The sequence below is a fragment of the uncultured Microbacterium sp. genome (assembly GCF_913776565.1).
In the GTDB taxonomy this organism is placed as follows: Bacteria; Actinomycetota; Actinomycetes; order Actinomycetales; family Microbacteriaceae; genus Microbacterium.
This window is the reverse complement of sequence record NZ_CAJYPF010000247.1, coordinates 1-12,433: the sequence shown is the minus strand read 5'-3', so window position 1 is coordinate 12,433 and position 12,433 is coordinate 1. Positions and strand designations below refer to the sequence as shown.

The window sequence follows — 12,433 nt, the reverse complement described above, 5'->3', positions numbered from 1 at the left end:
GAGGTGATGCTCGCCACCGGGCGCAGCTGGGACAGCACCCACACGATCATGGACCGGCTCGGCATCCGTCCCGAATACGCGGTGTGCTCGAACGGGGCCATCGTGATGCGGCGTCAGGGCGCGCACGTACTCGCCGCCGTCGCCCTGACGCCGCATCACGATGGCCCCGTTCGAGCACACCGCGTATTCGGGACGGATGCCGAGCCGGTCCATGATCGTGTGGGTGCTGTCCCAGCTGCGCCCGGTGGCGAGCATCACCTCGTGACCCGCCGCGTGAGCGCCGGCCACCGCCTCGACGACACCCGGGCTGAGGGTGTCGTCCTCGAGCAGGACGGTCCCATCGATGTCGAGGGCGATGAGCATGCGCCCGAGAGGGCTGTCATCCGCCAACGCGGCGACCGTGTCGGCCGCCTCCTGCTTCGGCGCGCTCTCGACGTCACCTGTTCCGGGAAGGGCGGCCTCGCGGGTCACGCGATGGGCTCCATGACCTCGAGCCCACCCAGGTACGGTCGCAGGACCTGGGGCACGGTGACCGACCCATCGGCCCGCTGGTGCGTCTCGAGCAGGGCCACGATCCAGCGCGTCGTGGCGAGGGTGCCGTTCAGCGTCGCGACCGGCTGCGTCTTGCCCCCGTCCGCCGGGCGGAACCGCGTTTCGAGGCGGCGCGCCTGGTAGGTCGTGCAGTTCGAGGTGCTGGTGAGCTCGCGGTAGGCGTCCTGCGTGGGAACCCACGCCTCGATGTCGAACTTGCGCGCGGCGCTCGAACCGAGATCGCCGGCGGCGACGTCGATCACGCGGTACGACAGGCCCAGGTCCTGCAGCATGCCCTCCTGCATGGCGACGAGACGATCGTGCTCGGCCTCGGCATCCGCGGGATCGGTGTAGACGAACATCTCGAGCTTGTTGAATTGGTGGACGCGGATGATGCCGCGGGTGTCTTTTCCGTACGAGCCGGCCTCGCTGCGGTAGCAGGTCGACCACCCGGCGTAGCGCTTCGCGCCGCGCTCCAGGTCGAGGATCTCGTCCATGTGGTAGCCGGCGAGGGGGACCTCGCTGGTGCCCACGAGGTAGAGGTCCTCTTTGTCGAGGTGGTAGACCTCGTCGGCGTGCTGACCGAGGAACCCCGTGCCCCGCATGACCTCGGGACGAACGAGCGTCGGCGGGATCATCGGGGTGAAGCCGGCCTGCAGCGCCCGGTCGAGGGCGAGGGTCATGAGCGCGAGCTCGAGGCGCGCACCGATTCCGGTGAGGAAGTAGAAGCGGCTGCCCGAGACCTTCGTGCCGCGCTCCATGTCGATCGCACCGAGCAGCTCGCCGATCTCGAGGTGATCGCGCGGCGTGAAGTCGTAGGTCGGGATCTCACCGTGGGTGCGCAGCGTGACGAAGTCCGCCTCGCCGCCGGCCGGGACGCCCTCGAGCACGATGTTCTCGATCCTCGACAGCGCCGCGTCGGCGGCGGTCTCGGCCTCGGCCACCGCGTGCTGAGCGGCCTTGACCTGCTCGCTGAGCTGCTTGGCCTCGGCGACCAGCGCGGCCTTCTCGTCCTTCGGCGCCTGGGCGACGCGCTTGCCGTGCGCGTTCTGCGCCGCGCGGAGCTCTTCGAAGGCGGTGATGGCGGCGCGGCGGTCGCGGTCGGCGGCGAGGGCGTCGTCCACCGAATCCGGCGACTCCCCGCGGGCGATCTGGGAGCGCTTCACGAGCTCGGGATCTTCACGCAGCAGAGTCAGGTCGATCACGCGTCCATCCTATGGTCGCCTCCCCACCCCTCTTCCGCCCGCACGCAGGAACGCGCCGCCCCTGTGCCGGCGGCATCCGCTCGTCAAGCCCGCCCCCGCACCGGCGTAGCGGACGAGCCCGGTCCTATGGTGGATGCCATGGCCGCCCCTGACGTGCCGCGTGACGACGCGGAGTCCCCCGAAACCGTCCCCGCCGATGCCCCCGCCGAGGTGAAGGCGGACGCCGCCGCGGCGGACGGATCGCACGACGACTTCCACGCCGCCCGCCTCGGCGACGACGCCGGGGACCGCCCACGCAAGGACGTCCCTCGCCCGAAGGACGCCGCGGAGCCCGACGACGTCATCCATCAGCCCGAGGACATCGACCCGGACTCGTCCGAGGAGCTCCCCGGCAAGACGCAGCGCGTCGATGCCGAGGGCGACGAGAAGCCGATGGACGCCGAGACGACGTCGAAGAAGCGCGCCGCCCTGGTCTACAACCCCACGAAGGTGGACCCCGAGGCGCTGCGGTCGCGGGTCGCGGAGCTGTCGGCCGCGGCGGACTGGGCAGAGCCCCTCTTCTACGAGACGACCGTCGACGACCTGGGCGACGACGCCACCCGTGCCGCCCTCGACGAGAAGGTGGATGCCGTGCTCGTGGCGGGCGGCGACGGCACCGTCCGCGCGGTCGCCGAGGCGCTCACCTCCACGGGCGTGCCGCTGACGATCCTGCCCAGCGGCACGGGCAACCTGCTCGCCCGCAACCTGTACCTGCCCCTCGACGACACCGACACGATGATCCGCGCGACCTTCGAGGGCGACGTGCATTCGATCGACACCGGGCTGGCCCGCATCCGCCGCGTCGACGGCCAGGTCGAGGAGCACGGCTTCTCGGTCATGGCCGGCATGGGCCTGGACGCGGCGATGATCCAGAACACGCGCGACGACCTCAAGAAGCAGGTCGGCTGGGTCGCGTACGTCGACGGCGCCGCCCGCTCCCTCGTGAACGCGAAGCCGTTCCGCGTGATGTACCAGTTGAACGGTCACCGTCTGCACTCGGCGAAGGTGCACAGCGTGCTCTTCGCCAACTGCGGCGCCCTGCAGGGCGGCGTCGCCCTGATCCCCGACGCCTCGATCGCCGACGGCCGACTCGACGTGGCCGTCCTGCAGCCGACCGGGGTGCTGGGCTGGCTGGGCGTGTGGCGCAAGATCGTGTGGGACAACTCGGTGCTGCGCAAGTTCCGCGCCGGTCGTCGCGTGCTCGAGCGCCGCAAGGACTCCTCGGTGCGCTACCTGCGCGGCACGGGCATCGAGCTCGCGACCTCGCCGGCGCAGCCGATCGAGCTCGACGGCGACGAGTTCGGCGAGGCCACTCGCATCTACACCAGCATCATCGCCGGCGGTCTCATCGTGGCGCTGCCGAAGGGTCACGACACGTCGTCGATCTGACGTCCGGCGGCGGACGGCGGACGGCGGACGGCGCACGTCGCCGCGAGACCGTAGGACGTCGTCGAGACCGTAGGCACTGGTCGACGGACGGGCACGGTTTCGCGAAACGGATGCGGTCTCGCGTCGGATGCGTGGGCGCCGCAGGGCCGGCCGCGGCGGCGCAGGCCGGGGCGGTGTCAAGCCCGGACGGCCGGATGCCGCGGTCGATACCGTCGGGGGATGGCTTCGCCCTCGATCGTGTGGTTCCGTGACGACCTCCGCCTGACCGACAATCCGGCCCTGCGTGCGGCGCTCGACCGCGACGAACCCGTCGTCGCGCTGTACGTGCTCGACGAGGAGTCCGAGGGTGTCCGCGAGATCGGCGGGGCCGCCCGGTGGTGGCTGAACGGCTCGCTCACCTCCCTCGGCGAGCGCCTCGACGAGCGCGGATCGACGCTCGTGCTGCGACGCGGGAAGGCGGCCGAGGTCGTCCCCGCCGTCGCCGACGAGATCGGCGCGGGCGCGGTCTTCTGGAACCGCCGCTACGGCGGGGTCGAGCGCGAGATCGACGCCACCATCAAAGAGAAGCTGCGCGATGACGGGCTGACCGTGGCCTCGTTCGCGGCGAACCTGCTCTACGAGCCCTGGACCGTGCGGACGCAGAGCGACAAGCCCTACGGGGTGTACAGCCCGTTCTCACGCGCCGTGCAGAAGCTGCCCGCGCCGCGCCCCCCGCTGCCCGAGGCGCGCAAAGTGCCCGGGATGTCGGCATCCGTCGACTCGGACGATCTGTCGTCCTGGGGCCTGCTGCCCACGAAACCCGACTGGGCCGGCGGCCTGCGTGAGACGTGGGAACCCGGCGAGCCCGCCGCGAAGGCCCGCCTGAAGGAGTTCCTCGACGACGACCTCGGCGACTACTCGACCTACCGGGACGAGTTCGCCGGTGGCGCGACGTCGAACCTGTCGCCCCGCCTGCGCTGGGGCGAGCTGAGCCCGTATCAGGTGTGGCACGACACCCTCGAGCACAAGGGGTCGGGTCAGCACGCGAAGAGCGCGGCGGGCTTCCTGTCCGAGGTCGTCTGGCGCGAATTCGCCTGGCACGTGACGTTCCACGCGCCGGACATCGCGACGAAGAACTGGCGTCGCGAGTACGACGCCTTCCCCTGGCCGAGGCTCAATCGCGCCCACCTCGAGAAGTGGCAGCGGGGCGAGACCGGCGTCGCCGTCGTGGATGCCGGGATGCGGCAGCTGTGGAAGACCGGCGTCATGCACAACCGGGTGCGCATGGTGACGGCATCCTTCCTCATCAAGAACCTGCTGATCGACTGGCGTCACGGCGAGCAGTGGTTCTGGGACTGCCTGGTCGACGCCGACGCGGCGAGCAACCCGTTCAACTGGCAGTGGGTCGCCGGATCCGGAGCGGATGCCGCACCCTACTTCCGCGTGTTCAATCCCGAGACGCAGCGCAAGAAGTTCGACCCGCGGGACGCCTACGTGAAGGAATGGGCGCCGGAGCACCTCGGCGACAACCCGCCGGAGCCGATGGTCGACCTGGCGGAGACGCGCAAGCGCGCGCTCGACGCGTACTCCCACGTCCGTCACGGGGGCTGAGCGTCGGCGTGCTCGGTATCGTCGGACGATGCGAGCCGTCCCCGCCTCCCTCGACCCCGCCGTCGTCGCCGAGATCGATCGCCGCCTGATCGCGGTCGGCGAGGCCCACGGCGTACGGATCCCCTGGGCCATCGAGAGCGGAAGCCGCGCGTGGGGGTTCCCCTCGCCCGACAGCGACTACGACTGCCGGTTCTTGTTCATCCGACCGCGGGCCGCGTATCTGTCGCTGTGGCCGGCGCGGGACGTGATCGAGACGCCGCTCGACGAGACGTTCGACGTGAACGGGTGGGACCTCGCCAAAACGGTCCGTCTGATCGTGAAAGGCAACGCCACCGCGCTCGAATGGATGCGTTCCCCGATCGTCTACACGGGCGACGCGGCCTTTCGGGACCGCCTGCTGACTCTCGCCGAGCGCACGGTCGAGCGTGCCGCGGTGGGACGGCACTACCTGCACGTCGCGCAACAGCAACGAGCCGGTGCCACCACCCTCAAGAAGTTCTTCTACGCGCTGCGCCCGGCGGCGGCGCTGCGGTGGCTGGCCACTCATCCCGACCGGGCGCTCCCGCCGATGGATCTGCCGACGCTCCTCGCGGAGGGCGACGTCGACGCCCGGACGAGGGAGGCCGCGATCGAGCTGATCGCGCTCAAATCCCGCACCCGCGAGCTGGGGGTCGGTGCCCCGCCGTCCGTGCTCACGCGCTTCGTCGACGATCAGCTCGAGGCGGGTCGCGCCTTCGACGAGATCGCCGCGCAACGGGATCCGGTCGCCGTTCAGCGCCTGGCCGACCGGTACTTCCGTGACGAGGTCGAGCGAGTCTGAGCCCGGGCACGCGAAAGGGGCGCCACCTCACGGTGACGCCCCTTTCGACGGATGTCAGTTGACGCGCGCCTCGTCGGCCGTGTCCTCGTCGTCGTCGCCCGGGATGTAGACGTCGACCACGGTCACGTTGATCTCGGCGACCTTCATGCCCACGAGGTCGGTGATGGCCTCGTGCACGGCCTTGCGGACGTTGCCGGCCACGCGCTGCAGCTGCTCGGGGTAGTCGACCTGGATGGCGATGTCGGCGGCGACCTCGGTCTCGCCGACCTCGACGCTCACGCCCTGGGCGTAGTCCTTCGCCCCCACGGCCTGGCGGATGTTGCCGATGACGCGGGCCGCGCCGCCACCGAGGGCGTGCACGCCGGGGACCTCGGCCGCGGCGATGCCGGCGACCTTGGCGACGACGGCGTCGACGATGACGGTCGAGCCGCCGTCCTTCGTGGTGGGGGTGCCGGTGGTGATGGTGTTCTCAGCCATGTGCGCTTCCTTCCGTCGTACCGGGACCGTGTGTCCCGCGATGTCATAGGTGAGACGCGGGCCGGCAGCGATTCGTCACGCCGTTTTCCTGGGAGAAACCTGGGGATGGATGCCACGCCCTCAGCCGTCGCACCAGTCCGGGCCCGGCGGCTCGACGAACGCATCGCCCGGGACCTTCTCATCCCACAGCACCACGCGGGTATGGGCGGTGAAGAGCGCGCGCACCGCCCCGTCCCCCACCACCGAGAACCCCTCGAACCGGCCCCCGTCGTGCACGGCGGCCTCGATCCGACGTTCGAGATCGCCGACGTCCTGTCCCGGCGAGAGCGAGAACGTCGCGTCGTCGACGGTCATCACCGTATGCACCACGGTCTCCTCATCGCTCATGCGCGGCACCATAGGAACCCCGGCAGTCATCGGTCACGGGGGTTGCGCTCCTGGCCGAGAGGAATACGCACGGGGACACCGCGGTTGCAGTCGGGGTGAACGACGCGATCCCCTCCCTCTCCGTTCTCGACCTCGTGCCCGTGCGACACGGGCAGACCAGCTCCCAGGCGGTGAGCGCGGCCCTCGACCTCGTCGAGCGCGCCGACCGCCTCGGCTACCGCCGCTACTGGTTCGCCGAGCACCACAACATGCCCTCGGTGGCATCCACCACTCCCCCGGTCCTCATCGCCGCCGCCGCGGCGCGGACCAGCCGTATCCGCGTCGGATCGGGCGGCGTCATGCTGCCCAACCACTCGCCCCTCATCGTCGCGGAGCAGTTCGCGGCGCTCGAAGCCCTCGCCCCCGGACGCATCGACCTCGGCATCGGCCGCGCCCCCGGCAGCGACCCGGTCATCACGCAGCTGCTGAACCGCTCCGGGACGACCAGTGACGTCTCGCGCTTCCCCGACCACGTCACCGACATCCTGGCGCTGACCTCGCCGGAGGGCGCGACCGTGCGCTTCACCTCGGGCACCGAATACCAGGTGAAGGCGACGCCGTCGGCATCCGGGATGCCGCAGGTCTGGCTGCTCGGTTCGAGCGACTACTCCGCGCAGCTCGCGGCCTCGTTCGGCCTGCCGTACGTGTTCGCGAATCACTTCGCCGGCGAGGGGCTCAACCGGGCCCTGCACCTGTACCGCGATCAGTTCGTCCCGAACGAGTCCGGCGAGGGCCCCCGCACCTTCGTCACGGCGAACGTCGTCGCCGCCCCCACCGCCGAAGAAGCGGAGGAGCGCGCCCTGCCGCAGCTGCGGATGATGGCGCGCCTGCGCACCAACCGCCCCCTCGTGCCGCTGGAGACCATCGAGCAGGCGAAGGCCGACCCGTTCGACGCGATGGCCGAGTCGATCATGTCCTCGACGCGACAGAAGTGGTTCGTCGGGACGGGTGCCGACGTGCAGGGACAGCTTGCCGCGTTCGCCGCCCAGCACGGCGTCGACGAGATCATGGTGTCGCCCGTGGCCGGGGCCTACGACGGCGAGGGCGCGGACGGACGGATTCAGACGCTCGAGCTCATCGCACAGCAGGCGGCCGTCGCCGCCTGAGAGTGGTGGGTGGGGGCGGGTGCCCGCTCACGGTCGCGCAGTCGTGCGAGGGTCAGGCCTCGGGCTCGCCGCTCAGCAGACCCCGCAGCCAGTCGCGCGCCTCGACGAACACGTCGTCGCTGTAGCGCTGCGGGTACCGGACGATCGCGCGGTCCGCGCGCGCGTACGAGCCGAGGAAGATGACCTTCGGGCTGAAGCGCCGCAGACCCAGCAGCGCGTCGGCCATGCGCTCGTCGTGCACGTGCCCGTCGGCGTCGATCACGAAGCGATAGCGCCCGAGAGCGTCTCCGATGGGACGGGATGCCAACAGGCTCAGGTTGATGCCCCGGGTGGCGAACTGCTCGAGCAGCTCCAGCAGCGCACCCGGGTGGTCCTCGGGCAGCTCGACGATGAGCGAGGTCTTGTCGGCCCCGGTCGGAGGCGCCGGCGCGACCGTGCGGCTGACCAGGACGAAACGCGTCACGGCGTTGGGGTTGTCGCCGATGTTCTCGGCCAGCACGCTCAGGTCGTGGTGCGCGACGATCCCGGGGGCGGCGACCGCCGCGTCGGCGGCACTCGTGCCGTCCAGCACGCCGAGCGCACTCGCGACGTTGCTCTCGGCCGGCAGGTGGGCGTGGGCGGGCAGGTTCTTGCTCAGCCAGCCCAGGCACTGCCCGTAGGCGACCGGGTGCGCGGCGACGAGCGAGACGTCGGCGAGGGTGGCCCCCGGCCGCCCGACGAGCACGAAGTTCACGGGGACGAGGTACTCGCCCACGATGCGCAGTCCCGGCACGGTCGCCAGGGCATCCTGCGCCGTCGAGACCCCGCCGTCGACCGAGTTCTCGATCGCGATCATCGCGGCATCCGATCGTCCCTCGACGACGTCGGCCAGCGCTTCGCCGACATTGCGCACCGGGCGCCAGATCTGGTCGCGCGCCTCGGGCACCTGCGCGAGAGCCGCCTCGGTGAACGTCCCCGCCGGGCCCAGGTAGCTGTAGGTACGACGGGCGGGCACGGTCTCTGTGTCGGGCAGCACGGCGACCAGCCTAGACCGGGGTGCGCGCTTCGGCCTCCGCGATCGCGGGACGACGCCGAGCGCGCGGCGCCATGGTCGTCACGAGCACGCCGCCCACCAGCAGGAGTCCACCCAGAACCTCGGCCGGAGCCGGGATCTGGCCGAGCAGGAGAGCCGCGGCGATCATCGCCACCACGGGCGCCAGCAGCACCCACGGGACCACCGCCGCCGAGGGGTTGCGGGCGAGCAGGCCGTTGAAGATTGCGTACCCCGCGAGGGTGCACAATCCGGCCGTGTACACCGTCGACAGCACGGCCGACCAGCCGAAGGCGGCGAGCCCCGCGCCGATCGCGGCGGGACCATCGACGGCGAACGCGAGGGCGAGCGCCGGGACGGGAACGACGAGCGCCGACCAGACCGTGAGCGAGAGCGCACCCAGCGGCCCCGGACCCGCGACGACGCCGGCCCGCCGGGACACGACGTTGCCCACCGCCCACGACAGCGCCGCGGCGAGCGCGAGCACCACCGCCAGCGCGGGGGCGTTCCCCCCGCGACCGGCGGCGACCACCGCGAGACCGGCCACTCCGATCGCGACGCCGACGCCCTGTCCGAGGGTGGGTCGCTCGCGCAGCACGCCCGCGGCGATGACCACCGTGAACACCGCCTGCGCCTGCAGCAGCAGAGCCGCTAGCCCGGGTTGCAGCCCCAGCGCCAGCGCGGAATAGAGCAGACCGAACTGCCCCAGGCTCATGAAGAGCCCTACTCCTACGACGGTGCGCCAGGACGCCACGGGCCGGGGCACGATCACGACGAACGCCGCGACGACGGCGAAGCGGATCGCGACGAACAGCAGCGGCGGGATGCCGGCCATCCCCCACTCGATGACGAGGAAGTTGAACCCCCAGGCGGCGGCCACCCCGGCGGCCAGCATCATGTCGCGTCTGCTCACGGATTCAGTCCAGCGGCATCCGTCGTGTAGCACCAGCGACCGTTTCTTCACCAAACACGGTAGCGTCGCTGCATGATCGATCTCGACGCCGTCCGCTCGCTGCGCACGGTCGCCCGCGAGGGCAGCGTGTCGGCGGCCGCCGCGGCCCTGGGCTTCACGCCCTCCGCGGTGTCTCAGCAGATCAAGCGCCTCGAACGCGAGACCGGCGTGACGCTCCTCGAGCGCGTCGGCCGTGGCGTCGCGCTCACCGACGCCGGGACGCACCTCGTCGTGGGGTCGACGCCGATCCTCGCCGAGCTCGAGAAGCTGCGCGCCGACCTGCAGGCCGACGGCTCGCCCCGCGGCGCGGTCGCCGGCGACCTGCGCGTCGCCGCCTTCTCGACGGTGGTGAGGGGCATGCTCGCACCCCTGCTGGTCGACCTGGCCGCGGCGCATCCCGACCTGCGTCTGCTCGTGCGCGAGAGCGAACCGTGGGAGACCGTCGCGCTCGTGGCCTCCGGGCAGCGCGACCTCGGTATCGCGCACCAGTGGGGCGGAGTGGCCCTCGCGATCCCCGAGAACCTCGTCGTCACGCCCCTGTTCACCGACGTCGCCGACGTCATCGTGCACCGCAGCCACCGCCTCGCCACCCGCGAGGTCGTGCACCCCGCCGACCTCGCCGACGAGGCCTGGGTCGCGACCTTCGAGACCACCATCTGCCGGCAGTGGCTCCGACGGCTGTTCGACGGCATCCGCAATGCACCCCGTGTGGTCTTCGAATCGATGGAATTCGAGAACCACCTCGAACTCGCGCGCACCGGGGCCGTCGTGGCACTGGTGCCGCGGCTCGGCCGCGCGGCCCTCGGCGACGACCTGGTGGCGATCCCCACCGCGGCACCGGCCTCCACTCGCGACGTCGTGGCCGTGCACCGTCGCTCGCAGGCCGATTCGCCCGCGCTGCGGGTCGCGCTCGAGGCTCTGATCGCCGCGGGACGCGACCACGCGCGCTGAACGCTCTCACGATCGCGGACCTGCGCACGCGTCCCGCGAAGCCGGGCGCGACGACGGATTCGCCCAGAATGCGTCACGGCGTGTGCGCATGTCGGAGACAGCGGGCAGACTGGGCGCATGAGCAGTCGCGCAGGACAGCCCGCCGAGGCATCCGATCTCATCGACATCGACGAACTGATCGCCGCTTACTACGACCGCAAACCGGATGCCACGGTGCCCGAGCAGCGCGTCGCCTTCGGCACCAGCGGCCACCGCGGTTCGTCGCTGAGCACCAGCTTCAACGAGGACCACATCCTCGCGACCACCCAGGCGATCGTGGACTACCGCACCGCGCAGGGCATCACCGGCCCCCTGTTCCTGGGCCGCGACACCCACGGACTCTCGCTGCCGGCCGAGCGGAGCGCGATCGAGGTACTCGTCGCCAACGGCGTCGACGTGCGCGTGGATGCGCGCGACTCGTGGGTGCCGACGCCCGCCCTGAGCCACGCGATCCTCACGTACAACCGCGACCGCGCGACCGACGACCCGGGCCGCTCCGACGGCATCGTCGTCACCCCCTCGCACAACCCCCCGCGCGACGGCGGCTTCAAGTACAACCCCCCGCACGGCGGTCCCGCCGACACCGATGCGACCGGCTGGATCGCCGATCGCGCGAACGCGCTGATCGCCGCCGGACTCGAGGGCGTGCAGCGCACCCGCCACGCCGACATCGACCTCGAGGGCCTGGGCCAGTACGACTTCCGCGAAGCGTACGTGCGGGATCTGGCATCCATCATCGACGTCGACGCGATCAAGAGCGCCGGCGTCCGCATCGGCGCCGACCCCCTGGGCGGGGCCTCGGTGGAGTACTGGGCGCTGATCGCCGAGGTGTACGGCCTCGACCTCACGGTCGTGAACCCCGAGGTCGACCCGACGTGGAAGTTCATGACGCTCGACTGGGACGAGAAGATCCGCATGGATCCGTCGTCGCCTTCGGCCATGGCCTCGCTCGTCGCGGCGCGCGCCGAGTACGACATCCTCACGGGCAACGACGCCGATGCGGACCGCCACGGCATCGTCACGCCCGACGCGGGCCTGATGAACCCCAACCATTACCTGGCCGTCGCGATCGACTACCTCTTCTCGCACCGCGAGGGATGGCTGACGGATGCCGCGGTGGGCAAGACCCTCGTGTCGTCGATGATCATCGACCGCGTCGCCGCCTCGCTGGGCAAGACGCTGCTCGAGGTCCCCGTCGGCTTCAAGTGGTTCGTCCCGGGCCTGCTCGACGGATCCGTCGCGTTCGGCGGCGAGGAGTCCGCCGGAGCGTCGTTCCTGCGCAAGGACGGCACCGTGTGGACCACCGACAAGGACGGCATCCTGCTCTGCCTGCTCGCCGCCGAGATCCTCGCCGTCACCGGCAAGACGCCCTCGCAGCGCTATGCCGAGCTCGAGGCCGAGTTCGGGGCATCGGCGTACCAGCGGGTCGACGCCCCGGCCTCGCCCGCGCAGAAGGCGGCACTGTCCAAGCTGTCTCCGGATGCCGTGACGGCCACCGAGCTGGCGGGCGAGCCCATCACCGCCAAGCTGTCGCACGCGCCGGGCAATGGCGCGGCGATCGGCGGCCTCAAGGTGCAGACCGCGTCGGCGTGGTTCGCCGCCCGCCCCTCGGGCACCGAGGACGTCTACAAGCTGTACGCGGAGTCACTGCGCGGCGAGGACCACCTGCGCGAGGTACAGGAAGAGGCGCGGGCCGTCGTGTCGGCCGCCCTCGGCCAGGCGTAACACCGTCGCCGAAGCGGCGCCGTCCCGCGGGGCGGCGGCGCGGCGGCGGTCGGCAGGCGCCGATAAACGCCGATCCGTGCGAGACACGCGGTGACGCCGCGTGTCTCAGCAGGGAGGGCGTTTATCGACACGGGGGTGGCGGAGGGAACGCCA

Annotated in this window: 11 protein-coding genes and 2 pseudogenes; 7 read left to right on the top strand and 6 right to left on the bottom strand. The window is 71.3% G+C overall.

Annotation, left to right across the window (positions count from 1 at the left end; translation table 11 throughout):
- Nucleotides 1–6: 6 nt before the first annotated feature.
- Nucleotides 7–75 (top strand): annotated as a pseudogene (locus QZ433_RS15125) (hypothetical protein); the annotation flags it as partial.
- Nucleotides 76–156: 81 nt separating this feature from the next.
- Here QZ433_RS15125 and QZ433_RS13790 read toward each other — a convergent pair.
- Both QZ433_RS13790 and serS read right to left on the bottom strand, forming a co-directional pair.
- Nucleotides 157–363: pseudogene (locus QZ433_RS13790) on the bottom strand (HAD hydrolase family protein); the annotation flags it as partial.
- A gap of 104 nt (nt 364–467) precedes the next feature.
- A complete protein-coding gene (serS, locus tag QZ433_RS13785) occupies nt 468–1,736 on the bottom strand; it encodes a serine--tRNA ligase (RefSeq protein ID WP_295784542.1) in 1,269 nt (422 codons plus the stop codon).
- Nucleotides 1,737–1,874: 138 nt separating this feature from the next.
- On the opposite strand from serS, the gene QZ433_RS13780 reads away from it, so the two are divergent.
- The 3 genes from QZ433_RS13780 to QZ433_RS13770 all read left to right on the top strand — a co-directional run bounded on the left by QZ433_RS13780 (nt 1,875) and on the right by QZ433_RS13770 (nt 5,574).
- Nucleotides 1,875–3,164 (top strand): diacylglycerol kinase family protein, encoded by a 1,290-nt coding sequence (locus QZ433_RS13780; RefSeq protein WP_295784539.1) that lies wholly within the window; start codon nt 1,875–1,877, stop codon nt 3,162–3,164.
- Between the two features lie 219 nt (nt 3,165–3,383).
- Nucleotides 3,384–4,754 carry a deoxyribodipyrimidine photo-lyase gene (locus QZ433_RS13775; protein WP_295784538.1) on the top strand — a complete coding sequence of 457 codons (1,371 nt, stop codon included), beginning with the start codon at nt 3,384–3,386 and terminating at the stop codon, nt 4,752–4,754.
- 28 nt (nt 4,755–4,782) lie between these two features.
- On the top strand, nt 4,783–5,574 hold the full coding sequence (locus QZ433_RS13770) for a nucleotidyltransferase domain-containing protein (RefSeq protein WP_295784535.1): 792 nt from the start codon (nt 4,783–4,785) through the stop codon (nt 5,572–5,574).
- Nucleotides 5,575–5,628: 54 nt separating this feature from the next.
- Here the strand turns inward: QZ433_RS13770 and QZ433_RS13765 are convergent, their stop codons facing one another.
- Both QZ433_RS13765 and QZ433_RS13760 read right to left on the bottom strand, forming a co-directional pair.
- Complete coding sequence (locus QZ433_RS13765) at nt 5,629–6,051, bottom strand: Asp23/Gls24 family envelope stress response protein (RefSeq protein ID WP_295784533.1); 423 nt, start codon at nt 6,049–6,051, stop codon at nt 5,629–5,631.
- A 120-nt stretch (nt 6,052–6,171) separates the two neighbouring features.
- A complete protein-coding gene (locus QZ433_RS13760) occupies nt 6,172–6,438 on the bottom strand; it encodes a hypothetical protein (protein ID WP_295784530.1) in 267 nt (88 codons plus the stop codon).
- A gap of 95 nt (nt 6,439–6,533) precedes the next feature.
- Between QZ433_RS13760 and QZ433_RS13755 the strand changes: the two genes are divergently transcribed.
- Nucleotides 6,534–7,583 (top strand): LLM class flavin-dependent oxidoreductase, encoded by a 1,050-nt coding sequence (locus tag QZ433_RS13755; protein ID WP_295784528.1) that lies wholly within the window; start codon nt 6,534–6,536, stop codon nt 7,581–7,583.
- Nucleotides 7,584–7,635: 52 nt separating this feature from the next.
- On the opposite strand, the gene pheA is transcribed toward QZ433_RS13755, so the two are convergent.
- On the bottom strand, nt 7,636–8,598 hold the full coding sequence (gene pheA, locus QZ433_RS13750) for a prephenate dehydratase (RefSeq protein ID WP_136587373.1): 963 nt from the start codon (nt 8,596–8,598) through the stop codon (nt 7,636–7,638).
- A 10-nt stretch (nt 8,599–8,608) separates the two neighbouring features.
- Nucleotides 8,609–9,526, bottom strand: a complete 918-nt coding sequence (locus tag QZ433_RS13745; RefSeq protein WP_295784525.1) for an EamA family transporter — start codon at nt 9,524–9,526, stop codon at nt 8,609–8,611.
- A gap of 72 nt (nt 9,527–9,598) precedes the next feature.
- Here QZ433_RS13745 and QZ433_RS13740 point away from each other — a divergent pair, with 72 nt between their 5' ends.
- Both QZ433_RS13740 and pgm read left to right on the top strand, forming a co-directional pair.
- Entirely contained in the window at nt 9,599–10,516 is a 918-nt protein-coding gene (locus QZ433_RS13740) for a LysR family transcriptional regulator (protein WP_295784523.1), read from the top strand.
- A gap of 117 nt (nt 10,517–10,633) precedes the next feature.
- Entirely contained in the window at nt 10,634–12,280 is a 1,647-nt protein-coding gene (gene pgm / locus QZ433_RS13735) for a phosphoglucomutase (alpha-D-glucose-1,6-bisphosphate-dependent) (RefSeq protein WP_295784521.1), read from the top strand.
- Nucleotides 12,281–12,433 lie beyond the last annotated feature (153 nt).

Excerpts from the sequence above, each read along its gene's own strand:
- pgm (WP_295784521.1), top strand. The coding sequence starts at position 10,634 with ATGAGCAGTCGCGCAGGACAGCCCGCCGAGGCATCCGATCTCATCGAC.
- QZ433_RS13775 (WP_295784538.1), top strand. The coding sequence starts at position 3,384 with ATGGCTTCGCCCTCGATCGTGTGGTTCCGTGACGACCTCCGCCTGACC.
- QZ433_RS13760 (WP_295784530.1), bottom strand. The coding sequence starts at position 6,438 with ATGAGCGATGAGGAGACCGTGGTGCATACGGTGATGACCGTCGACGAC.
- QZ433_RS13770 (WP_295784535.1), top strand. The coding sequence starts at position 4,783 with ATGCGAGCCGTCCCCGCCTCCCTCGACCCCGCCGTCGTCGCCGAGATC.
- QZ433_RS13740 (WP_295784523.1), top strand. The coding sequence starts at position 9,599 with ATGATCGATCTCGACGCCGTCCGCTCGCTGCGCACGGTCGCCCGCGAG.
- QZ433_RS13780 (WP_295784539.1), top strand. The coding sequence starts at position 1,875 with ATGGCCGCCCCTGACGTGCCGCGTGACGACGCGGAGTCCCCCGAAACC.
- QZ433_RS13765 (WP_295784533.1), bottom strand. The coding sequence starts at position 6,051 with ATGGCTGAGAACACCATCACCACCGGCACCCCCACCACGAAGGACGGC.